The following is a 21562-nucleotide window of genomic DNA, read 5'->3' on the forward strand; positions in this document are numbered from 1 at the left end:
TGACCCTGTGGAGCGATTGGCGAAGACTGGTGGAGTCACCACAGTGGCACGCCAAAACTGGCCGCCACTAGGGCCAGCACAATAAATCCATCGATTTGTTATCAACCGTGCGAAAGCGTTATGGACTAGCGCAGCACGATATCGACGGGATTGGCCTCGGAGCGCCACTGCCCTTCTGTGCCCGGTTTCGGGGTGATAACGGGGGCGGTGAGCACGCCGGAGCGGTTGGTGCGCCTGTCCCGCAGAATCTCCGTGACCGAGCCCAGGTGCCGGGACAGGTCGATGACGTTCTCCGGTGCCGCAAGGAGAAGCTGGAAGCCAAACTCATGGAGCGCCTTGATGCCGGCGCCGGCGAATTCCTCGGAGGCCAGCACGAAGGCCTCGTCCATCATCACCGTGCCGTACGTGGTGAAGCCCTGCTCGGCGATGCCCAGCTGGTAGCTCAGCGCCGCCGCCATGATGAACGCGGTGAACCGCTGGCGCTCACCGCCTGACATGGAACCGGTGTCGGCGTGCATGAACACGTCCGTGCGCTTGCCACCCTTCTTCCCGGGGGCGTCCACCTCGCGGTGCTCCTTGCACTGGATGAACAGGTGTCCGCGCACGTCCAGCACCTCGGCACGCCAACGCCGGTCCTCCGGAGTCTGCGACCCCAGCCGCTTCACCAGCGACTCCAGCGACTTGTAGCGGGCGGTTAGCTCGGCGTCGTCATTCTGGCCCGCGTGGGCGGTGTCCGCTTTGCCGTGCCGGGCGTGCCGCGTCTTCAGTGCGTTCTGGATGGCATCCTTGAACTGCTTGGCCGTGGCCGGCAGGGTCTGCTTGATGTCGAGTTCCAGGTAGCTGCCCTCGTGGAAATTCACCTCGGACAGGATCCCGTTCAGTGGCAGGATCCTGCTGGTGATGGAACGGCGCTCCTCATCCAGCAGGTGGAGCAGGGTGCTGAACGACTCATGCGTGCGCTGGTTGAAGAACTGCCGGAACTCGGCCTCCTGTGCTGGCAGTCCGTCATTGATGATCGCGTGGTACCGGGCCTCGAACTCGCCGACGGCGCCGATGGACGTGCCATGGTCGGCCGAAATCGCGGTGCCCCAGTCGCGGACGAAACCTTCGAAGATCCGAGTGAGCCGCTCCGACGTGGCCTGGGCGCGGGATTCCGCATCGTGCAGGTTGCCGAGCAGCTGCGTCCGCACCCGGCCGGCGAGGTTGTCCAGCTCGTGCATTTCCGTGACGTCGCCGAATTCGGCGAAGTACGGCGCCAGCGCTGCCGTGGTGGAGTCCGACGGCGGGGCCTGGTTCAGGCGGGTACGAGCGCCTTCCAGCAGTGAATCGGAGGCGGTGAGCTGCTGGTCCAGCGCCTTGTATTCGCTCTGCAGCACCGCGGCGGCCTCGGTGCTGGACTGGTGCTTCTGTCGCGCCGCCTCGATGTTGGCGCGGAGCGGTTCGAGGTCAGCCTGGGCGGCGAGGGCGTCCCTGAGCCGCTGTTCAATCCTGGCAAGCTCGTCCGCAGCAACCGCTGCCGAGACCTGCTCCCACGGGCGGTTGTCCTCGGCCACCCGGCGCAGGGCCTCGAGCTGGCGCGACATGCCCTGGTGTGATTCCTCGCGGCTTTGGGCCAGCTGCGCCGCCTTGGCCAGTTCCTGGCGCAGGTCCTCCGCCTGCCCGGCCACCAGCTCCAGCTTGGAGGCGTTGTCGAACCCGAGGACGTAGTCCTGCCGGCTGGTGAACCGGTCGTCCTTTTCCACGGTGTGCCGGTTGCGCTTGACCACGCCGCCGAGGCTCAGGCCCTTGTCCCGGGCCGCCAGTTCGTCGGGGTTCTCCACGCACGGGTATGCGAAGTCGAGGGCGATCCGCTCACGGATCCACACGCCGGCTTCCGCGTTTGTCCCGGTGGTGAGGATGTCCAGCTTGGTCAGCAGGTCGCCGTCGGCCACGTCCTCCACCGCGAGGGCCGCCCCGGCGAGCGGCTTGGACACGTCCACCGCGCGCAAAGCGCCGCGGACCTTGTGGTCATTCAGGTAGCGGGTGACCGCGGCGAAGTGCTGGCCCGGGACCAACAGCGTGGTGGCCAGGTTCCGCAAGGCGCGTTCGGCCGCGGGTCGCCACTGCTCCTGGCCCTCGGCCAGGTCGATCAGCTCGCCGCCGAACGGCATCTGCTCCTCGGGGACGCCGGTGGCGGCCGCAATCGCAGCCCGATTTTCAATGCTCGACGGCGGCAGCAGGGACTTGCGCGTTTTCAGCGACACAAGCTCCTGCTCGGCCGCGGCAAGCTCCCGCTTCTTAGTGGCGTGGGCATCGAAGGCCTCGAAGCGAAGCTCCTGCAGGGCCGCGGAGTCATCCTTCAGCTCGGCCGAGCGGGTGGCCGCCTGCTCGTGGGCCTGCTCCCAGCCTTCAGCCGTCCATTCCAGGGCCAGGCCGGCGTCGGTCAGTGCCTGCCGCGCCGCCTCCTCCACCTGCTGCCGGAGCTTCAGCCCCACCCGGGCGTTCTCCAGGGACTGCTCGATCGAGGAGATGGCGTTGCCGCCCTGGTTGTTGTACTCCGCCTCCAGCTGCCGGAGCTCCTTGGCCAGGCCGTCCCGCACGCCGCGTTCCGCTGCGAGCTCCTTGGCCTTCGCCTGGGCGAGCGCCTTGAAGCGGGCCAGGGTCTTCTCGTGCACGGTGACAGCAAGCTGCTGCCGGTAGGCCTCGAACTCCTCGCCTGCGAGTTCACGGAGCCGGTTCGCGTCCAGCAGCGACTGCGCGTACTCCCTGTTCAGTCCCGGGACGGGGGCCAGCTGGTCGCGCTGCTGCCGGACGTCCTCCAGCCGCTGCCGGATGGACATGAGGTTGCTGAATTCCTCGACGACGTCGTCCGCCGCCGCCAGGGTGGCCGGCGCGTCCAGCACCTGGTCGCGGAAGAATGTGTTCACGCTGCCGCCGAGGCCCTTTCCGGCCTGGATGACGCGGAGCAGGGGCAGCGCCTGGTCCGAGTTGATGCCCAGGAGCCGGCGGAACCGCTCGGCGAAGGCCTTGTGCACGTCAAAGACCTGGGCGTCCGGGAAGATGTTTTCCAGCGCAGCCCTGGTGAACCGTTTTTCGGCGATGTCCTCGATGGCGGCGAGGTCCAGCGGCCTGTTGTCGATCAGGTAGTACCGGCCGACGCTCGACTCCGTGCCGTTCTTGGGCAGGTCAAACAGGGCCGACACCGTCACCTTGGTGCCCGCGGCGTTGTCGAACGTCAGGGCAACGGCGGACCAGGTCGCACCGGGACGCTGGAACGCACTGGCCGAGCCCTCGCCCACGGCCTTGTCCCCCACCTTGCCGCGCATGTACGTGAACGTGGTCCGCTTGTCCTCCACCGCGCCCGAGCGCTGGGCTGCTGCCTCGTTGGAACGCGGCCGGGCGTCGAACACCCGAAGCATGGCGTCGAACAGCGTCGACTTGCCGACGCCGGAGTTGCCGGTGAGCAGGGTGCCGCTGCGGTCCACGTGCATCGTGTGGGCCCCGTGGAACGTGCCCCAGTTGACCACCTGCACCAGCACCAGGCGCATTTGGCCCGGGTTAACGACGTCGCCCAGCGGCAGCATGCTCGCAATGCTCACTTGGCCGGCTCCTCTTCGCTGGTCGAGACATCGGTTTCGACAGGCTCAACCAGCGGGCTTTCGTCGTCGTCCTGGTCACCGTCCCCGTTGGGTTTCTCGCCGTCGAGTTCCAGCATTGCTTCGGTGCCTGTGGGGTCCGCTGTGGCGGCTATTAGCGCCTCGATTTGGGCGGGGATGTCGCCGATGTTGTCGAAGGGGGAGGGCCAGGGGCAGGGCGTTGGAGATTGCGTAGACGTCGTCCAGGCCGGTGGTGAGCAGGAGCTGGCGGGCGAGGAGCTTGGTGATGGCCCGGCTCACTATGTCCGAGTCGCGCAGGGCGTCCTGCTGGCCCGCCGGCTGGTAGTGGGCCACGAGCTCGGCGATTTCTTCCCGCGTGATGGTGGGGTCCGTCTGGGCGGTGACGTGGCGGTCCAGCAGGAGCCGCAGGCGCAGCAGCACGATCGTTTCCACCCGGCTCAGGGCACGCTGCTGGCGCAGGATGCTGGAGCGGGCGCTGGCGCCGATCGCCTCCGGATCAACGGGACGCAGCACCGCGATCTTGCGCTCGTGGTCCAGCTGCAGCATGAGGAACAGCTCGGAGAGCCGGCTGCGCAGGATCAGCTGGTTGTCCAGCAGCGTTGTCCAGAGCTTCTCGTCCCGGCCGCCGTCGACGTACGGGCCCTTCAGCAGCTTCACCAGGGCCTGGCGCACCTTCATGGGAAGCACGCCGGTGTCACCGGGGAAGAGAGCGGCGCCGTCCACAAACGTGTCGCGGGGGGTGACGCCTCCGTTGATTGAGCCTGTCGAAATCTGGGGGGTTTCGGTTTCCACAGGCTCAACCAGCGGGGTTTCGGTGGGCTCGGCCACCGGGGTCGCGGCGTCCGCCGTCGTAATCTCTTCAGTCATCGCTAATCCTTCTTGAGCGTTACCACCGGCAGGTACGCCTTGCGGGTGGTGCCGTCTATCTGTTCGAAGTCGAGGGCCTCCCACGCCAGCTGGTCAAAGCCGGCGCCGGTGTGGAGTGCGTGCGAGAGGAGCGCCCGGATGGAGTTGATGTGTTGTTCCTCCGGCGGAAGCTGCTCCCACGCCTCAGCGAGGGTCGAGGCGCCGGCTGCCGCGGCGCGGATCGCCTCCGGCCTGGCCTTGGCGGTCCGGGGCGAGCGGACCCGGTCCGAGTCGCTGAACGCGATGGGGTCGGCGAGCTTGGGCGGGGCAGCAAACTCGTCCGGGTCGAAAAGCTTGACCATGGCGAGGGATTCGAACCCTGCGTTGAACAGCACGGGACCGCGGACCAGGCCTGGCCGTTCGCGTTCGTAGGGCATGGACCGGATGGCCTGTTCCGCCTCGCGCAGCACCTTGCGGAGCCGCACTGACTGACGAAAATCGTCGCTCTGGACGTAAGTGTTCAGGCTTTCGCTGAGCTTGCCGTAGATGCGCTGGATCTGGCTGTGCTGCTGCCGAAGCTCCGCCACCAGGTTTTTCAGGGTTTCCCGGTCCTCCGGCGAAAGGTCGTCCGCGAACTGGCGGCTGAGCACTTCGCCGATCGCGGAGCGGAAGCGCAGCTGCTGCTGCGGGTCCTCGAGGAAGGCGGTGAAGGAGCGGAAAGTCCTGCCCTCCGGGCTTTGGCGCAGCCGCTTGTCCGCCTCAAGAACCTGGGCCATCGTGGCACCCTTGGTCAGGGATTCCTCGATGATCTGGTTGCGGAGCCCGCCCACGAGCTCCTCGATCCGGTCACGCATCTTCTTGTAGTCCGCGGGCAGGCTGGCAGCAAGGTCCAGGATGTTGCCGGCCGCTTCGACGGCCTGGTCGTCGTCGAGGAGACCGTCGAAGTCACCGGAACTGATGTCCTCGATCAGCTGCTGCCGCTCCCCGATCTCCTCCTCCAGCGCTTCCAGCCGGGCGCTCTGGTCCGGGTTGGTCTCGTTGGCGAGCTTCTCCACGTCGCCCAGCAGCGTGCCCAGCCTGGATCCGTTGAGCGTGGACCTTTCGCTGGAGAGGCTGTCCAGGAACGCCAGCACGCGGGCGGCCGGCTCGGTGACCTCGTACACGATCTGCCCCGACTGGTTCCGGCGGGTCAGGAACTGCTTGCGGGTCCACTCATCGCCGAAGGACTTCCCGTTGGCATGGCCGCCCAGCCCAGGGTCACGGCGGCGCAACTGCTCAAGGAAGGAGTCAACGTCGGCATGGAATTCTTCCAGCGGAAGCTGCGGCCGGGTACGGGTGAAGGATGCCTGCAGGACCGCGATCACCCACGGGGCGGAACGGGTGAGGGCCCATGCCGGCCCCTTGGTGAGGAGCTCAAGGTCCCTGAGCCTGGCGCTGATAGCGTCAGCGGAGGACGTGGCGGACCGGAGCACACACTCTCCTTTAGCAGCTTGGGGGATGGTCTGGGCAGCGGAAACCCGAAAACTGCCAACTACAAGGTTAACGCAGAGCCCCGGGCCCGCCTGCGCCACAGTCCCATGCGAACGGGGACGCGGCCAGGGTGCACGTCAGGCAACGTTACGGGTGTGACGCATGAGGTTTTCGCAATCACTCCGTGACCTACGGCGGAGTATTGTCTCGATCCCGTATCAACGCGGCCACAGCATGGCCGAGACGCTGGAGGAAGCTTCGTCCTTGGCCCTAGTCTCGAGGTACTGATCTGATCCATCCGCAGCAAAGGCGCAGGGGGAAGCATGCAGTTCGACTTGAGTGCAGTGGAGACAGGCACCTTGGTGTTCACCGGAACGCTGATGGTTGCCTTGGCACTTGTCCTGTTCGTGGCCGTGGCGGCATTCGCCGCGCTGGTCCTGGTGGGTGTGGGGAGGCTGGCCTGGGTGGTCATAGCCGGGGCCCTGCTCCGGACCGTCCACGGGATCAATCATGCCTGGGACAGCCTGGTGCACCACGCCTCTGCAGTCGAGTTTCCCGCCGAGTTTCAGGGGCAGCCGTCCCCTAGCACCGGAACCTACCCGCGGGTAGCATTGAGGGACAGCTGAAGGGTTCTCCACCCGCGGCGGACCCAGGGCTTTGAGCCGGTCATCCGGTCAGAGGAGATGCCCCGTGAGCTCCGCCACTGACAGCCAGGCAACTGAAAGCCAGGCCCCCGACAACAGGGCTGGTCACAGCACAGCTACCGCCACCACGGTTGTGCACGGCAGTGACGCCGTCCCGCCCATGGACAGTCCCGCGTCTGAAACACCCGTCGCTCCGGAGAAGATCGGTGCGGGCGCGTCCGCAGAGGATGCCCGCGCCATTGCCGAGGCAGCACGCGAAACCGAATGGGCCAGGCCCAGCTTCGCCAAGGGCCTGTACCTCGGCAGCTTTGACCTGGCCCTCATCCATCCTTGGCCCGCCGCCAAACCCGATGACGTGGAACGCGGCGAGGCCTTCATGACACGACTGACGGAATTCTGCCGCACCATGTCCGGACGGATCATCGAGCGCGACGCGAAAATTCCCGACGAGTACCTCCGCGGCCTGGCAGAACTGGGCGTGTTCGGCATGAAAGTTCCGCAGGAGTACGGCGGCCTGGGCCTGTCCCTGGTCTACTACGGCCGGGCGCTGGGGCTGCTGGGATCGGTGCACCCGAGCCTGGGCGCCCTACTCTCGGCCCACCAGTCCATCGGCGTGCCGGAACCGGTGAAGGTATTCGGCACCTCCGAGCAGAAACGCAAGTACCTGCCACGCTGCGCGGAGGGGGCGATTACCGCGTTCCTGCTGACCGAGCCCGACGTCGGCAGCGACCCCGCGCGGATGGGCAGCACCGCTGTCCCCAGTGCCGACGGCGGGTCTTACGTCCTGGACGGCGTCAAACTTTGGACCACCAACGGCGTGATCGCCGAGCTGGTGGTGGTGATGGCAGTGGTGCCGCAGCATACCGACGCGGACGGCGTCGTACACAAGGGCGGCATCACCGCCTTCGTGGTGGAAATGAGCTCCCCGGGAATCACGGTGGAGAACCGGAACTCCTTCATGGGGCTGCGCGGCATCGAGAATGGAGTGACCCGGTTCCACCAGGTCCGGGTGCCGGCCGCCAATAGGCTCGGCCGTGAAGGCCAGGGGCTGAAGATTGCGCTCACCACGCTGAACACCGGCAGGCTCTCGCTGCCCGCGCTTTGCGTGGCGACGGGCCGCTGGAGCCTCAAGATCGCCCGGGAGTGGTCCAACGCCCGCACGCAGTGGGGCCGCCCGGTGGGCAAGCATGAGGCAGTCAGCAAGAAAATCGCGTTCATAGCAGCCACGGCGTTCGCCCTTGACGCCGTGTTCGAGCTGTCCGCGGAAATGGCCGACGCCGGGCAGAAGGACGTCCGCATTGAGGCGGCGCTGGCCAAGCTGTGGTCCACCGAGATCAGCTACCGGATCGCGGACGAACTTGTGCAGATCCGCGGCGGCCGCGGCTTCGAGACGGCCGAGTCGCTCGAGGCCCGCGGCGAGCGGGCCGTCCCCGCCGAGCAGCAGCTGCGCGACCTGCGGATCAACCGCATCTTCGAGGGCTCGTCCGAGATCATGCGTTTGCTGATAGCCCGCGAGGCCGTGGACGCGCACCTCGCCGCAGCCGGGGACCTGGCCTCCGCGGAGGCGAGCCTTTCGGACAAGGCGCGAGCCGCCGTCGGAGCCTCCGGTTTTTACGCAAAATGGCTGCCCAAACTGGTGGCGGGCGCCGGCATGGATCCGCGGTCCTACAGTGACTTCGGGCGGCTGGCCAAGCACCTCCGTTTCGTGGAACGGTCCTCGCGGCGGCTGGCCCGGCAGACCTTCTACGGCATGGGCCGCTGGCAGGCCAGACTGGAACACAAGCAGGCGTTCCTTGGCCGGATCGTCGATGTTGGAGCCGAGCTGTTCGCCATGGCGGCCTGCTGCTCGCGCGCCGAGATGCTGCTCCGGACCGCACCTGAACGCGGCGCCACCGCGTTCGAACTGGCCGACGCCTTCTGCGAGCAGGCACGCGTCCGGGTGGACGAATATTTCGACCAGCTGTGGCGCAACACCGACGACGGCGACCGCGACCTCGCGCGCAAGGTGCTCGCCGGCGATTACACGTGGCTGGAGGCCGGCGTGCTGGACCAGTCCGAAGGGACCGGCCCGTGGATCGCCGATGCCTCCGCCCGCGAGTCGACCAAGGAGAACCTCCACCGCGCCTATCGCTGACCGCGCGAGTCGGCGGACAGCAGACACACCTGACACCACACGCCCGAAGCAGCTCTGATCGCCCACACCGCCTCTGACAAGGGGACACGCGCCAAAACCAAGATACTAAGCATCCTTGCTAATGCCCATTGAACGGAGTTAGCTAGAAACTGAGGCCAGTGCCTTGGCCTCAGGCAGCGCGTTGCCCGGCTTAGGCCCCTGAGTCCGGGTCCGTTCAACGAAAGCGAGTCGCTGATGAGCAGCCCAATCGGCTCCGGGGACAGGCGCCCCCGGCGCAATTCCCCTGGATCAGGCACGTCCGAACCCAACAGGCCCGAACGCAGCAGACCTGAACACAGCGCGGCAGAGCCCTACCCTGCCAACTACAGCACCGCGGAGCGCAGTTCGGCAGACGCCCCCACGGAGGCCACTCCGGTCTACGATGCCACCCAGACCCGGCGTTCGGCCGCCCGCCCTGGTGCCACCAGCACCGGCTCCACGACGGACACGCACACGCGGGCCCTCAACACCACCGACGCGGACACGCCGTACGCCGAGCGCGACTACACGCCCGCCAATGAACCGGACGACCGCCCGGACACGACACGCTCCAACGACCCGGCCTTTGCCACCCGGGAAATGGCCGCGGCCCGCGAAAAGGAGGCGTTCGGCGGCATCAAGGTTGGCTCGGCGTTCTTTGGCTGGCTGGCCGCCACGGGCATGGCCGTGCTGCTGACCGCCCTGGTCGCCGCGGCCGGCACCGCCGTGGGACTTGCCACGAACGCCGACGTGAACGCCGCCGTGGGCCGGGCAGCCTCGAACCAGACAGTGGGAATCGTGGGCATCATCGTCCTGCTGGTCATCCTCTTCGCTTCCTACTACAGCGGCGGCTACGTCGCCGGCAGGATGGCCCGGTTCAATGGCGCGAAGCAGGGGTTCGCGGTGTGGATCTGGGCCCTGATCGCGGCCGTGCTGGTGGCCGTGCTCGGCATGATCGCCGGCGAGCAGTTCAATATCCTGGCACAGCTGAACAGCTTCCCGCGGATTCCAGTCAATGAAGGCCAGGTGACCACCACCGGCATCATTGCCGCCGTCGTGGTCGCCCTGGTGGCGCTGGTGGGCGCCGTCGTGGGCGGCATGGCCGGCATGCATTTCCACCGCAAGGTGGATCGCGCCGGTTTCACGCCCACGGCGGATTACGAGGAGCACTGAATCAGGAGGACCACTGACCCGCGGCCGGGCGGGCGCAGCTTCCGCTACCGGTACAGCGCGACGGCGTCTAAGTAGTACCAGCGCCGGTCCACCCTGAGGAAGCGGCTGGTTTCGTGGTGGACGCCGCGCTCGCCGTCCTGACGGAAGTGCGCCTTGAACTCCACGGCGCCTTCGGTGTCGAGCGGACCGCCCCGCTCGACGGACAGGATGTCCAGCCGCCGCCATTCCAGGCCCGGATCGAAGTCCAGCTCCGCAGGCCGGGTGCTGGGATGCCATGTTTTCAGGAGGTAATCGGCATGCAGCAGGACGAAGGCGGAGTAACGCGAACGCATCAACTGCTCGGCGGTGGCTGCGTCTGCCGAACCAGTGTGGAACCGGCCGCAGCAGTCCGTGTACTGCTCGCCGGAAAGGCACGGGCAGTTACCGGAAAAGGGTTCTGGCTCGGTCATGGCATCCCTGGGAACGTGGCGGTCGCTTGCTGGATCAGCCTATCGGCGCATGCGGAGGGCCTCGTCCTATAACAGCTTTGAAACAACAGTTGCCGGTAGTTGCCATGCGGGCATGTCGGCAGTAAATAGTCCGTATGGTGGTTAGGGGCTGTTTTCCGGCGTAATCACCGGCTCGATCACTGGGGGACGAGCCGGGCGCCGATGGTAAGGAGGGTGAAGTGGAAGATCCGACAACGATTGCACTGAACCTCACGTTTCTAGGCACCCTGGGGGTTGCCTTCCTCATGTTCATCGGCCTGTGCATCAGTGTCATGCTCACGCTGGTGATTGCGGGACTAGGACGCCTTGTAGCGCTGATCGTGATGGCGCTGTTCGGCCGCCTCCCCAAAAACGAAACCATCGAGATCGTGCGGCTCGCCGCGGACGGCAGCCCGCTGCCCGCCGAGGCGGAAACGGTGCCGGCAAAAGCCAAGGCGAAAAAAACCCCCAAGGCCCCCCGCCCGGTCCGCGAGCCGCGCGCACCGATCGACTGGAAGAAGCTCCGGACCCGCACCGGCCTCCAGGAAGCCCTCCGCAGCGCCGTCGTCCATCACCCCCTGGTGACCGCCGCCCGGCCGGTGCCGCCGGTCCTCTCGAAAGGCTGGGCCGACGCCGTGGCTGCCGCCGACGCCCGCGCGGTGGCGCGCGCCCGGGCCGCCGCGCCGGAAATAAAGGTCACGGTGCGGGACCTGCCGCCGCCCGACGTGGCTGCTGCCAGCGTGACGCAGGTGGCGCCGCTCGTGGAATCAGCCCTGCGCCACGATGCCGTGCCGGCCGAACCGTCCAGCACGGGCGCCTCCAGCAAGGGGACATCAGTCCGGTCCGCTTTGGCGCTGTCGGCCCAGCCGCCGCAGCCTGCGCGGAAACCGGCGGTTGCCGGACATGTCACCGTCCTGGACACCGGTTCCATGACGTCGCTCGCGCAGCACCCGGACGCCCGCACCCGCGCCTGACCGCGCTGGTTCTCCGTGCCGTCAGGTGCTGGGCGCTCTCCGATGGGCGAACGGGTCCAGACCGGGGGGCCCGCGAGATAAAGCTGTCGGCATCCCTTACCCTGAGCAACCATCTCCGCTAGCGTGAAGCCCATGGAATTCAGATACCTCGGAAACAGCGGCTTCAAGATTTCGGAAATCACGTTCGGCAACTGGCTCACGCATGGCTGCCAGGTGGAGAACGACGTCGCCATCCAGTGCGTGCGGGCGGCGCTTGACGCCGGCATCAGCACGTTCGACACGGCGGACGTCTACGCCAACACCGCCGCGGAAACCGTTCTGGGCGAAGCGCTCAAGGGTGAACGCCGGCAGTCCATTGAGATCTTCACGAAGGTGTTCGGTCCCACCGGCCCCAAGGGAAAGAACGACCTCGGCCTGTCCCGCAAGCACATCATGGAATCCATCGACGGGTCCCTCAGCCGGCTGCAGACGGACTATGTGGACCTCTACCAGGCGCACCGCTACGACTACGAAACTCCTCTGGAAGAAACCATGCAGGCGTTCGCGGACATCGTCCGGCAGGGAAAGGCCCTGTACATCGGGGTCAGCGAGTGGACCGCCGAGCAGCTCCGCAACGGCCACGCCCTTGCCAAGGAACTGGGCTTCCAGCTGATCTCCAACCAGCCGCAGTACTCCATGCTGTGGCGGGTCATCGAGGAGGAAGTGGTTCCGGCGTCGGAGGAACTGGGCGTCTCCCAGATCGTCTGGTCACCCATGGCGCAGGGCGTGTTGAGCGGCAAGTACCTGCCCGGCCAGCCGCTGCCGGAGGGCAGCCGCGCCACCGATGACAAGGGCGGTGCCAGGATGATCCAGCGCTGGATGCGGGACGACGTCCTGGCCGCCGTGCAGGAGCTCCGGCCGCTCGCGGAGGAAACCGGGCTGACCATGCCCCAGCTGGCGGTGGCCTGGGTGTTGCAGAACCCGAACGTTGCCTCGGCCATCGTCGGGGCCTCGCGGCCCGAACAGGTCGCCGACAGCGCCGCTGCCGCCGGTGTGCGCCTTGAACCGGACGTCCTGAAGAAGATTGACGCCGCCGTCGGCTCCCTCGCCGAGCGGGACCCGGCCCAGACAAAGTCCCCTGCAACCCGGGAGGCCTAGGAGCGCCCATGACTGATCTTCCGGACCTTGCCGTCACCGGCGCCACCGGGGTCCTGGGCGGCATGGTGGCCCGCCAGCTGTCCGACGCCGGGTTCTCCCAGCGCCTGCTGGTGCGCGACCCGCGGCGGGCGCCGGGCCTGTTGGACGCCCCGGCAGTGGCGGTCAGCTACGGGGACCCCCTACTGTCGCGCCCGGCCCTGGAGGGGGTCAAGGTCCTGTTCATGGTGTCTGCGGCGGAGGCGGAGGACCGGTTGCAGCAGCATTACGCGTTCGTGGACGCCGCCGCGGAGGCCGGCGTGCGGCACATTGTGTACACGTCCTTTTTCGGGGCGGCGCTGGACTGCACCTTCACGCTGGGCCAGGACCACTACGCCACCGAGGAGCGGATCCGGGCGTCCGGCATGGGCTTTACCTTCCTGCGGGACAACTTCTACCTGGATTTCCTGCCCAAGCTGACCGGGGAGGACGGCGTCATCCGGGGTCCGGCGGGCGACGGCGTGATGGCCGCCGTCGCGCGGGAGGACATTGCCCGGTCCGCGGTGGCGGTACTTCGTGACCCGGCGGTCCACGCCGGGGCAACCTACGACCTGACCGGCCCGGAGGACATCTCGTTGGCGCACGCCGCCGAGGTGCTTACGCGTTCCACGGGCAGGACCGTCACGTACCACCACGAAACCGTGGAGGAGGCGTTCGCCTCCCGCGACTCCTACGGCGCCCCGGCGTGGCAGGTCGAGGCGTGGGTCAGCACGTACACGGCTATCGCCGCAGGAGAGCTGGCCGGGGTGACGTCGGACGTGCACGGCCTCACGGGCCAGGACCCTATGCCACTCGAGGAACTGGTGAAGCTGCCGCAGCTGTAGGGAAAGACGGTGCCGGGCTGTTGACGGTCATATGAGCGCGGCGTAAACCTGTGAGGAGGAGCACGCCTATTCGCAGCTGCACCCCGCAGCACCAGAGAAACCGCAGCACCGAGCAGAATCGCAAGGCCATGTCCAAGCTGATCTACCGACGCCGACCGTCCGCCCGCCCCGCAGCACATTCCGGTGTAACAGCACACTCCGGTGAACCCACGCATGGCCCGCTCACCAGGGAAGAGCTGCAGCTCGCCGTGCGAAACCACTCCATGCCGCTCGAGGCCCTGCGCCAGGACGTGACTCCGCCCGGGTTGCATTACGTGCTGACGCATTTCGACATTCCGGACGTCACCGGATCCTGGCACCTGCGGATCGGCGGGGCCGTCGAGCGGGCGATGGAACTGAGCCTCGCAGCGCTGAAGCGGGATCCGGCCATCAGCGTCCAGGTGACCATGGAATGCGCCGGCAACGGGCGTTCGCTGCTGAGGCCGCGGCCGCTCAGCCAGCCCTGGACGCTGGAGGGCGTGGGAACGGCCGTGTGGACTGGTGTTCCGCTCGCCTACCTGCTGGCCCAGTCCGGCGTCGAGCCCGAAGCCGTCGAGGTGGTGTTCACCGGGCTGGATGCCGGAATCCAGGGCGGCGTCCGGCAGCAGTACGCCCGGAGCCTGCCGATTGCGGAGGCCTCGCGGGCCGACGTCGTCCTTGCCTACAAGATGAACGGCACCGAGCTGCCGCCCCAGCACGGCTATCCGCTGCGGCTCGTCGTCCCGGGCTGGTACGGCATGGCAAGCGTCAAGTGGCTGCAGTCGATCCAGGTGGTCACGACGCCGTTCACCGGGTTCCAGCAGTCGGTCGCCTACCGTTACCAGCACAACGCGGACGACGCCGGCACGCCGGTTTCGCGGATCAGGGTGCGGTCCCTGATGGTTCCTCCGGGCATTCCTGACTTTTTCACCCGACGCAGGTACCTGCCCCGCGGGCCCGTCATGCTCCAGGGGCGGGCGTGGTCCGGTGAGGGCGCAGTAACGAAGGTGGAGGTCGGCATCGACGGCAAGTGGGTTCCGGCGCAGCTGGACAAGCCTGCCGGCGCCTTTGCCTGGCGCGGCTGGAGCCTGCCATGGGTGGCCGACCCCGGCCACCACGAACTGGCGTGCCGGGCAAGCGACGCGACCGGCTCCACCCAGCCGCTGGAGCAGCACTGGAATTACCAGGGCCTGGGCAACAACACGGTGCAGCGGGTGCGGGTCATCGTCGAATAGCTGTCACTGCAGAATGCACCAGGGTGAATGAACCGGGGAGTTGCGGCCGCTCAGCACCCTTCCACCCGCTGGCCCATGGTGAGGACCTGGCAGTTGTTGGAAAGCACGGACCGTTCCACCGAGAACGAGTCGTGGGCGGTGGCGGCACGACGCCCGCCACCTTGTTGGCGGCGATCGCCACGCCGATCCCCGTCCCGCAGAACAGGATGGCCCGGTCCGCCTGTCCGTCCCGGATCATCTCCCCCGCGGTGATGCCGACATGCGGGTACGGCTTGCCGAATTCGTCTGGCTCGTCGCTGCGGTTGACCCCGATGTCGATCACGTCGGCCACCCGGGGGTCGGAGCGGAGATCCTCCAAGACAGGGTTCTTGTAATCGACGCCGGCTTCGTCGGCGCCCACGATGATCCGCAGCGCGGGACCATCTGCAGCGGCGGTCATACCGCGCCTCCCGCTGCGGCGGGGAGCTGCGCACCTGCTGCCGCTGCGGCGGGCGCGGCTGCCAGGTGCGCGCCCAGCACGAGGGCCCGCAGGCCTGCACCCCAGAGGACCCCCGACGTTCCGCCTGCCCGGTCCGCCCACGCATCCCCGGCGGCGGCGAGAACGTCGCCTGCACCGGCGCCCCGGGCGAAAGCGTCAGCGGCGGCTGCCACAGCTGCATCAGCGCCCCTGACCATGCCGCGGCCGTGGTCGCCGTCGCCCGCCACGGCATCCATGTCACCCAGCCGCGGCTCTTCTGCATGCAGGAGATCGCGTGCCGCCTCCAGTGCCGCAACACACGCGGTCGCGTACTCGCGGGAGGAAGCGGTGGCCGTGAACGCAACCGTGGGGCGGTCATCGTCGGCCGCCTCGGCGGTGAGGAAGCTGCCGGATTGTGCCGCGGTGGTTCCACGCCGGTACGCAGGCGTTTCCGCGGGCGCCGTCCAGAGCGGCTCCAATTCATCATCCAGGCAGGTGAGCGTGAGTGACACCCCGGCCATGTCCAGGCTGGTGACCAGCTCCCCCACTTCAGGCAGCACCAGGGTGTAACCGGCGGCCCTGAGCAGCGGCGCAACCGTTCCCCACAGCACGAAAAGTTCCTCGTGCTTGGTGGAGCCCAGTCCATTGAGGATCACGGCGATGCGCTGCCCTGCCGCGTCCGGCGTCTCGGCCAGAACGCGGGTCACCAGTTCGCGGCCCAGGTCCGCAGCCGGGGGAAGGTCCGTGTCGAAGAGGCCGGGCTCGCCGTGGATCCCAAGGCCCAGCCCCATCTGTCCCTCACCCAGCGAGAACAGCGGCGCGTCCGCGCCTGGGAAGGTGCAGCCGGCAAAGGCGCTGCCAATGGTCCTGGTGGCACCGTTGGCCTTGCGGCCCAGGCGGACAACCTCGGCCAGGTCCGCGCCCGCTTCGGCGGCTGCCCCCATGATCTTGAAAACCGTGAAGTCCCCGGCGATGCCGCGGCGCTTGGACGCTTCCGACGGCGGCGCACTGGCGACGTCGTCCGTCACCAGCACGTTCTCAACGGCGATGCCTTCGGCGGCCAGCCGCTCGCTGGCCATACCCGGCGAAGGCCGGGTAGTGGCCCGAACCGCCGCCTGCCAGGACCGCCACCTTGGGCGCGGCGGGGCGGTGGCGGCGCACCGCGCCGCGGGGAACCTGGCGCACCAGTCCGGAGTGAAGATCGCAGAAGCCGGCGAGGGCTTCCTCGGCGAAGTCCGCTGGATTGTTGAAGATTCTGGTCATGGCTGGCTCTCTATGCTGCGGCGTGGTGTGCGGCGGGGCTGGGCGGGGTTTTGCGGCGCTGCGAAGCGCTCTTAGTGCATGTGGCTTCCGCCGTTGATGTCGATGGTGGTGCCGGTCAGGTAGGCGGACTCATCGGAGGACAGGAAGGTGATGACGGCGGCGATTTCCTCGGTGGTGGCGTTGCGGCCCAGCGGGATGCCGGCGTTGATGGCGGCTTCCTGTTCCTCGGTGCTGCCGACGCGGATGTTGGTGTCCACTGCGCCCGGGGTGATGGCATTGACCGTGACGCCGGAGTCCCCGAGCTCACGGGCGAGAGCCTTGGTGAAGCCGAGGATGGCGGCCTTGGCAGCGGAGTAGGGAACCTTGCCGAAGACGCCGCCGCCGCGCTGCGCGGAAACCGAGGACATGTTGACGATCCGGCCCCAGCCGTTGTCGATCATGTCCGGCAGGAAGGCCTTCGTGACGAGGTAGGTGCCGGTGGAGTTCACGGCCATGACCTTGTTCCAGAGGTCAAGCGTGGTTTCCAGGAAAGGCACCGGCGAGGTGATGCCGGCGATGTTGGCCAGCGCGCCGACCGCGGGAAGGGCACCGCTCTTGACCTCGGCTGAAACTGCCTTGTACGCGGCGTTGACGGAGTCCTCGTTGGCGACGTCAATCTCGTAGCCGAACGCCGGGACGTTGAATTCGTTGCCGATTTCGGTGGCGACCTTCGCGGACTTCTCGCCGTCGAGGTCCAGGATCACCACGCCCCAGCCCTGGCTGGCGTAGCGGCGGGCGGTGGTGATGCCGATGCCCCGCTCCGAAGTGGCTCCGGTGAGGACGGCGGTGCGCTGAATGTCAGACATGATTCTCCTACGTGATTCTTGTGGTGGGTTGATCAGATGAGGTCGGTGATGAAGCTGGCTGCTTTGGCGGCGGCCGCCGCGCGTTCATCGTGGGTGATGTCCCGTGTTTCGAGTTCCAGGCTGAAATGCCCGGTGTAGCCCTGGGCCGCGAGGGCCCGCAGCCCGGCGGCGAAATCCGCCTGGCCGTTGCCGATGCTGAGGTTGATGTTGCCCGGCACGGCGTCGCGCAGGTGCACGTGGGCTATCCGGCCCTCGTGGCGTGCCAGGTACTCCATCGGTTCCTCGCCGGCGGCGTGGATGTGGCTAAAATCCATGACAATCCCGACGCCGGAACCCGCCAGCCGCTGCGCCAGCAGTTCGGCGCGTTCCAGGTTCCAGCAGAACCGCAGGAAGTGCAGCGACTCCGTCCAGAGTTCGACGCCGAACTCGGCCGCGCGCTCCCCCGCCCGGATCAGCTGGGCGGCGACAGTGTCCAGATCCTCCTCGAGGCTGCGGACCGGCTCGTTGCTCAGTGCACCGCAAGGAAGGACCAGCGCTTTGGCTCCGGTTTTCGCGGTAAGGGTGAGCAGGGCATCACGGTGACGGTCCCGCTCAGCCTGCCGGCCGGCGTCGAGCACTGCATTCAAATCCCCGATATCCCCGTTGACGGAACGCACCCGCAGGCCGGATGCGGCCACGTCACTGGCCACGGCGGAGACGGCGTCAGCGTCGAGCTCATACGGGACGTGATCGCAGACGCCGGGGAGGGCGCCAAGGTCGATCTCAGCGAAACCGAGCCCGGCGATGGTTCGCAGGGCTGTGGGCAGATCGTGGTGCCGGAAGCTGATGGATGAGCATCCGAGTCGGGAGTGGAACATCGTCGTTGATCCTCTGGTCATGCCCGGCAGGCGGTAGTGATAAACACCACATTAGATGGGTTGACTGTTAACAGTCAACTCCTGACGGTGACTGTTGACAGTCAGCATGACGTCCATCACACTGGGACGTATCTTGTTAACAGTCGACAGCGCTGAAGCCACTTCAGCCGCTCTTCGAAAGGGAACCACCATGAGCAACGAAGCTCTGAACATGCGGGGGCCGGTCCACGGCACCAAGGACGCCCGTCGGGTCGCCATCGGCTCGGGCGTCGGCGCCGTGATCGAGACGTACGACTTCATCGGCTTCGGCACTGCGGCCGCACTGTACTTCGGAACTGCGTTCTTCCCCACCGGTGACCCGGTGACGGGAACGCTGGCCGCCTTCGCCACCCTCGGCGTCGGCTTCGCCGCCCGGCCCCTGGGCGGCATCATCGGCGGCCATCTGGGCGACAAGGTAGGACGCAAGCCCGTCCTGGTCGCCTCCCTGATCCTGATGGGCATCGCCACCTTCTTCATTGGCCTGCTGCCCACGTACAGCCAGGTGGGCCTGCTGGCCCCGGCGCTGCTGGTGTTCGTCCGCATCGTGCAGGGCCTGGCCTTCGGCGCCGAATGGGGCGGTGCCATCCTGATGAGCTACGAGCACGCGCCGTGGAAGTCCAAGGGCAAGTACACGGGCATCGTCCAGGCCGGCTTCCCGGTGGGCCTGCTGCTGGCAAACCTGGTGTTCCTGGTCAGCGTGAACCTCGGCGGCGAGCTTGCCTGGCGCATCCCCTTCCTCGCCAGCATCGTGCTGGTGGTTGTCGGCCTGATCATCCGCTCCAAGGTCCCCGAGTCCCCCGTCTTCGACGAGGTCAAGGGCCACGGCGACATCGTCAAGTCCCCCATCGTGGAGGTCATCAAGACCGACTGGCGCAACATCGTGAAGGGCATCGGCCTCCGCATCGCAGAAACCGCCGGCTACGCCGTGTCCATCACCTACATGATTTCCTACCTCAACAGCCAGCACCTGGCCGACAAGACCCAGACCCTCGTGGCCCTCTGCATCGCGTCCGCGATCGGCATCTTTGCCACCCAGGCCTGGGCGCGCCTGACGGACAGGATCGGCCGCCGCCCGCTCTACGTCTGGTCCACCGCCTTCGCCGTCCTGTTCGCGGTCCCCATGTTCCTGCTGGTCAACACCGGCATGGTCATCTTCATCATCGCCACGCTCGTGATCTCCTACGCGGTCTGCCAGAACTCGCTCGCCGGCGCCCAGGGCGCCTGGTTCCCGGAACTGTTCCAGGCCAAGACCCGGGCCTCCGGCGCCTCGCTGGCCTACCAGATCTCCGCCATGGTCTCCGGCTTCACGCCGTTCATCACCACCCTGCTGTTCGTCAGCTTCGGCTGGATGGGCCCGGCCCTGCTGTTCGGCCTGTACGCCCTGATCGGCCTCTGGGCAGCCTTCGCCACCCGGGAAACTTGGGGTAAGCGGGAGCGCCAGCTGGCTGATGAAATCACCAAAAGCACCCCCCAGTCGGTGAATGCCTGATGACCGCCGTCAACGACACCGTCCCGCAGGAACTGCAAACGCAGGCACTCCACCAGGAAGAACGAATGACTCAGGAAACCGCCGCAGAACGGCTCGAACGTGTCAGTGCCGCCGCCTACCGGATCCGGCACCACGCCCTGAACATGGGTGAGGTCCAGGGCCAGGGCTACGTGGGCCAGGCGCTCGGCGCAGCGGACATGCTCGCCGTCGTGTACGCCGACCAGCTCCGCTACCGCGCCGAGGATCCGCACTGGGAGCAGCGCGACCGGTTCCTGCTCTCCACCGGGCACTACGCGATTGGACACTACGCGGCCCTGGCCGAGGCGGGCATCGTCCCGGTCGAGGAGCTCGAAACCTACGGCTCCGATGACTCCCGGCTCCCCATGTCCGGAATGTCCACCTACACCCCCGGCATGGAAATCTCCGGCGGCTCCCTGGGCCACGGACTGACCATCGCCGTCGGCATGGCCCTGGGCCTGCGCTACCAGGGCTCAGGCGCCAGGATCTACAACTTCCTCTCTGACGGGGAACTGGACGAAGGCTCCACCTGGGAAGCCGCAATGGGCGCCCACCACCACCAGCTGGGCAACCTGACCGCCATGGTGGACATCAACGCCCTGCAGGCCGACGGCAAGACCGACACCGTGCTCCGCACCGAACCGATCACCGAAAAATGGGAAGCTGCCGGCTGGTACACCCAGCGCGTCGACGGCAACGACATGGCCGCGCTGCTCACCGCGTTCGACAACGCCGCAGCCCAGGCCACCACCAGCGGACGCCCCTCGGTGATCCTCTGCGACACGAAGGTGGGCCGCGGCGTGCCGCTGCTGGAGGAACGGGAAAAGGCGCACTTCATGCGCATTGAAGAACACGAATGGCAGACCTGCCGCGAGCAGCTGACCGCAGGATACGAAGGAAAGGCCGCCCGATGAGCACCACCGCAGCAGTGAAGGCCACCGCCGGGACCGCCACCGCGCCCAAGCTCAAGACGTCGGCCATGATCGCGTCCTTCGCCGACCCTGGCCAGAAAACCACCTCCGCGCCGTTCGGGCATGCACTGGTCAAGGCCGCGCAGGAAAACGACAGGATCGTCGGCCTCACCGCGGACCTGGGCAAGTACACGGACATGCACATCTTCGCCCAGGCCTTCCCGGAGCGGTTCTTCCAGATGGGCATGGCCGAGCAGCTCCTCTTCGGCGCAGCAGCCGGCCTCGCCGAAACCGGCCTGGTGCCGTTCGCCTCCACCTACTCCGTGTTCGCTGCCCGCCGCGCCTACGATTTCCTCTGCCTGGACGCGGCCGAACCCAACCTGAACGTCAACATCGTGGGCGGCCTCCCCGGACTCACCACCGGTTACGGCCCCAGCCACCAGGCCACCGAGGACATGGCGATCTTCCGCGGCATGCCCAACCTGACCATCGTGGACCCATGCGATTCCATCGACATCGAACAGGCCGTCCCGCAGCTCGCGGCCAGCGAAGGACCTACCTACCTGCGCCTGCTCCGCGGCAACGTGCCCACGGTCCTGGACGAGTACGGCTACACCTTCGAACTCGGCAAGGCCAAGGTCCTGCGCGGAGGCAACGACGTCGTCTTCGTCTCCAGCGGCCTCATGACCATGCGCGCCCTCCAGGCAGCCAAGGCGCTGGCGGCACACAACGTGGACGTCGCCGTCGTCCACACCCCCACCATCAAGCCGTTCGACGCCGAAACCGTCCTCGCCGAGATCAACACCGACCGGCTGGCCGTGACCCTGGAAAACCACAGCGTGGTGGGCGGACTGTTCGAAACAGTCGCCTCAGCCGTAGTCACCGCAGGACTCGGCAAGCGCGTGGTGCCGGTGGCACTGCCGGACCAATTCCTCGACGCCGGCGCCCTGCCCACGCTGCACGAACGCTACGGCCTGACCGTCCAGCGCATCGTGGCGAAGGTGCTCGCCGAGCTCGACTAGAGCCGGGTTCCGCTGAAGCGCAGCCACGGCAGGAGCGAAGGGACAACAGCTGCCCCCGCGCTCCTGCCGTGGCATCATTGTTAACACGG

The 21562-nt window shown here is 67.3% G+C and carries 15 protein-coding genes and 3 pseudogenes; 10 read left to right on the forward strand and 8 right to left on the reverse strand.

What is annotated here, in order from left to right:
* Positions 1 to 125: 125 nt before the first annotated feature.
* The 3 genes and pseudogenes from QFZ33_RS00100 to QFZ33_RS00110 form a co-directional block, all read right to left on the reverse strand.
* Positions 126 to 3578, reverse strand: coding sequence for an ATP-binding protein (locus QFZ33_RS00100; RefSeq protein WP_307023723.1), 3453 nt, complete (start codon positions 3576 to 3578; stop codon positions 126 to 128).
* Positions 3575 to 4463 (reverse strand): annotated as a pseudogene (locus QFZ33_RS00105) (DUF4194 domain-containing protein). Before QFZ33_RS00105 ends, QFZ33_RS00100 begins: the two are co-directional and overlap by 4 nt.
* Before the next feature lie 2 nt (positions 4464 to 4465).
* On the reverse strand, positions 4466 to 5914 hold the full coding sequence (locus QFZ33_RS00110) for a DUF3375 family protein (protein WP_307023725.1): 1449 nt from the start codon (positions 5912 to 5914) through the stop codon (positions 4466 to 4468).
* A gap of 321 nt (positions 5915 to 6235) precedes the next feature.
* Here QFZ33_RS00110 and QFZ33_RS00115 point away from each other — a divergent pair, with 321 nt between their 5' ends.
* From QFZ33_RS00115 to QFZ33_RS00125, 3 genes are all read left to right on the forward strand, one after another.
* Positions 6236 to 6538 carry a hypothetical protein gene (locus tag QFZ33_RS00115; protein ID WP_307023727.1) on the forward strand — a complete coding sequence of 101 codons (303 nt, stop codon included), beginning with the start codon at positions 6236 to 6238 and terminating at the stop codon, positions 6536 to 6538.
* 178 nt (positions 6539 to 6716) lie between these two features.
* A complete protein-coding gene (locus QFZ33_RS00120; protein WP_307031592.1) occupies positions 6717 to 8690 on the forward strand; it encodes an acyl-CoA dehydrogenase family protein in 1974 nt (657 codons plus the stop codon).
* Between the two features lie 234 nt (positions 8691 to 8924).
* Positions 8925 to 9881: a TIGR04086 family membrane protein gene (locus QFZ33_RS00125; protein WP_307023729.1), complete on the forward strand. Its 957-nt coding sequence runs from the start codon at positions 8925 to 8927 to the stop codon at positions 9879 to 9881.
* Between the two features lie 44 nt (positions 9882 to 9925).
* Here the strand turns inward: QFZ33_RS00125 and QFZ33_RS00130 are convergent, their stop codons facing one another.
* Positions 9926 to 10330 carry a YchJ family protein gene (locus QFZ33_RS00130; RefSeq protein ID WP_307023730.1) on the reverse strand — a complete coding sequence of 135 codons (405 nt, stop codon included), beginning with the start codon at positions 10328 to 10330 and terminating at the stop codon, positions 9926 to 9928.
* Positions 10331 to 10548: 218 nt separating this feature from the next.
* Between QFZ33_RS00130 and QFZ33_RS00135 the strand changes: the two genes are divergently transcribed.
* The 4 genes from QFZ33_RS00135 to QFZ33_RS00150 all read left to right on the forward strand — a co-directional run bounded on the left by QFZ33_RS00135 (position 10549) and on the right by QFZ33_RS00150 (position 14572).
* Positions 10549 to 11322 carry a hypothetical protein gene (locus QFZ33_RS00135; protein WP_307023731.1) on the forward strand — a complete coding sequence of 258 codons (774 nt, stop codon included), beginning with the start codon at positions 10549 to 10551 and terminating at the stop codon, positions 11320 to 11322.
* 132 nt (positions 11323 to 11454) lie between these two features.
* Positions 11455 to 12459 carry an aldo/keto reductase family protein gene (locus QFZ33_RS00140; protein ID WP_307023733.1) on the forward strand — a complete coding sequence of 335 codons (1005 nt, stop codon included), beginning with the start codon at positions 11455 to 11457 and terminating at the stop codon, positions 12457 to 12459.
* Positions 12460 to 12467: 8 nt separating this feature from the next.
* The gene (locus QFZ33_RS00145) at positions 12468 to 13319 is read left to right on the forward strand and encodes an SDR family oxidoreductase (protein WP_307023735.1); all 852 of its coding nucleotides are present in this window, start codon (positions 12468 to 12470) and stop codon (positions 13317 to 13319) included.
* Positions 13320 to 13447: 128 nt separating this feature from the next.
* On the forward strand, positions 13448 to 14572 hold the full coding sequence (locus QFZ33_RS00150) for a sulfite oxidase (RefSeq protein WP_307023737.1): 1125 nt from the start codon (positions 13448 to 13450) through the stop codon (positions 14570 to 14572).
* Between the two features lie 56 nt (positions 14573 to 14628).
* On the opposite strand, the pseudogene QFZ33_RS00155 reads toward QFZ33_RS00150, so the two are convergent.
* The 4 genes and pseudogenes from QFZ33_RS00155 to QFZ33_RS00170 all read right to left on the reverse strand — a co-directional run.
* Positions 14629 to 15011 (reverse strand): annotated as a pseudogene (locus tag QFZ33_RS00155) (RpiB/LacA/LacB family sugar-phosphate isomerase); the annotation flags it as partial.
* A gap of 35 nt (positions 15012 to 15046) precedes the next feature.
* Positions 15047 to 16292 (reverse strand): annotated as a pseudogene (locus QFZ33_RS00160) (dihydroxyacetone kinase subunit DhaK); the annotation flags it as partial.
* Positions 16293 to 16363: 71 nt separating this feature from the next.
* Positions 16364 to 17137, reverse strand: a complete 774-nt coding sequence (locus tag QFZ33_RS00165; RefSeq protein WP_307023739.1) for an SDR family NAD(P)-dependent oxidoreductase — start codon at positions 17135 to 17137, stop codon at positions 16364 to 16366.
* Between the two features lie 32 nt (positions 17138 to 17169).
* A complete protein-coding gene (locus tag QFZ33_RS00170) occupies positions 17170 to 17994 on the reverse strand; it encodes a sugar phosphate isomerase/epimerase family protein (RefSeq protein ID WP_307023741.1) in 825 nt (274 codons plus the stop codon).
* A gap of 190 nt (positions 17995 to 18184) precedes the next feature.
* Here QFZ33_RS00170 and QFZ33_RS00175 point away from each other — a divergent pair, with 190 nt between their 5' ends.
* From QFZ33_RS00175 to QFZ33_RS00185, 3 genes are all read left to right on the forward strand, one after another.
* Positions 18185 to 19522 carry an MFS transporter gene (locus QFZ33_RS00175; protein ID WP_307023742.1) on the forward strand — a complete coding sequence of 446 codons (1338 nt, stop codon included), beginning with the start codon at positions 18185 to 18187 and terminating at the stop codon, positions 19520 to 19522.
* 65 nt (positions 19523 to 19587) lie between these two features.
* The gene (locus QFZ33_RS00180) at positions 19588 to 20454 is read left to right on the forward strand and encodes a transketolase (RefSeq protein ID WP_307023743.1); all 867 of its coding nucleotides are present in this window, start codon (positions 19588 to 19590) and stop codon (positions 20452 to 20454) included.
* Positions 20451 to 21473, forward strand: a complete 1023-nt coding sequence (locus QFZ33_RS00185; RefSeq protein WP_307023745.1) for a transketolase family protein — start codon at positions 20451 to 20453, stop codon at positions 21471 to 21473. Before QFZ33_RS00180 ends, QFZ33_RS00185 begins: the two co-directional genes overlap by 4 nt.
* Positions 21474 to 21562: the final 89 nt, after the last annotated feature.

Origin of the sequence: Arthrobacter globiformis (genome assembly GCF_030815865.1) — a bacterium.
Lineage (GTDB): Bacteria > Actinomycetota > Actinomycetes > Actinomycetales > Micrococcaceae > Arthrobacter > Arthrobacter globiformis_B.

Bases quoted from the DNA above. Each gene is read 5' to 3' on its own strand.
- QFZ33_RS00115 (WP_307023727.1), top strand. From the start codon at position 6,236: ATGCAGTTCGACTTGAGTGCAGTGGAGACAGGCACCTTGGTGTTCACC.
- QFZ33_RS00145 (WP_307023735.1), top strand. From the start codon at position 12,468: ATGACTGATCTTCCGGACCTTGCCGTCACCGGCGCCACCGGGGTCCTG.
- QFZ33_RS00165 (WP_307023739.1), bottom strand. From the start codon at position 17,137: ATGTCTGACATTCAGCGCACCGCCGTCCTCACCGGAGCCACTTCGGAG.
- QFZ33_RS00150 (WP_307023737.1), top strand. From the start codon at position 13,448: ATGTCCAAGCTGATCTACCGACGCCGACCGTCCGCCCGCCCCGCAGCA.
- QFZ33_RS00120 (WP_307031592.1), top strand. From the start codon at position 6,717: ATGGACAGTCCCGCGTCTGAAACACCCGTCGCTCCGGAGAAGATCGGT.
- QFZ33_RS00140 (WP_307023733.1), top strand. From the start codon at position 11,455: ATGGAATTCAGATACCTCGGAAACAGCGGCTTCAAGATTTCGGAAATC.
- QFZ33_RS00185 (WP_307023745.1), top strand. From the start codon at position 20,451: ATGAGCACCACCGCAGCAGTGAAGGCCACCGCCGGGACCGCCACCGCG.
- QFZ33_RS00130 (WP_307023730.1), bottom strand. From the start codon at position 10,330: ATGACCGAGCCAGAACCCTTTTCCGGTAACTGCCCGTGCCTTTCCGGC.
- QFZ33_RS00175 (WP_307023742.1), top strand. From the start codon at position 18,185: ATGAGCAACGAAGCTCTGAACATGCGGGGGCCGGTCCACGGCACCAAG.
- QFZ33_RS00170 (WP_307023741.1), bottom strand. From the start codon at position 17,994: ATGTTCCACTCCCGACTCGGATGCTCATCCATCAGCTTCCGGCACCAC.
- QFZ33_RS00125 (WP_307023729.1), top strand. From the start codon at position 8,925: ATGAGCAGCCCAATCGGCTCCGGGGACAGGCGCCCCCGGCGCAATTCC.
- QFZ33_RS00180 (WP_307023743.1), top strand. From the start codon at position 19,588: ATGACTCAGGAAACCGCCGCAGAACGGCTCGAACGTGTCAGTGCCGCC.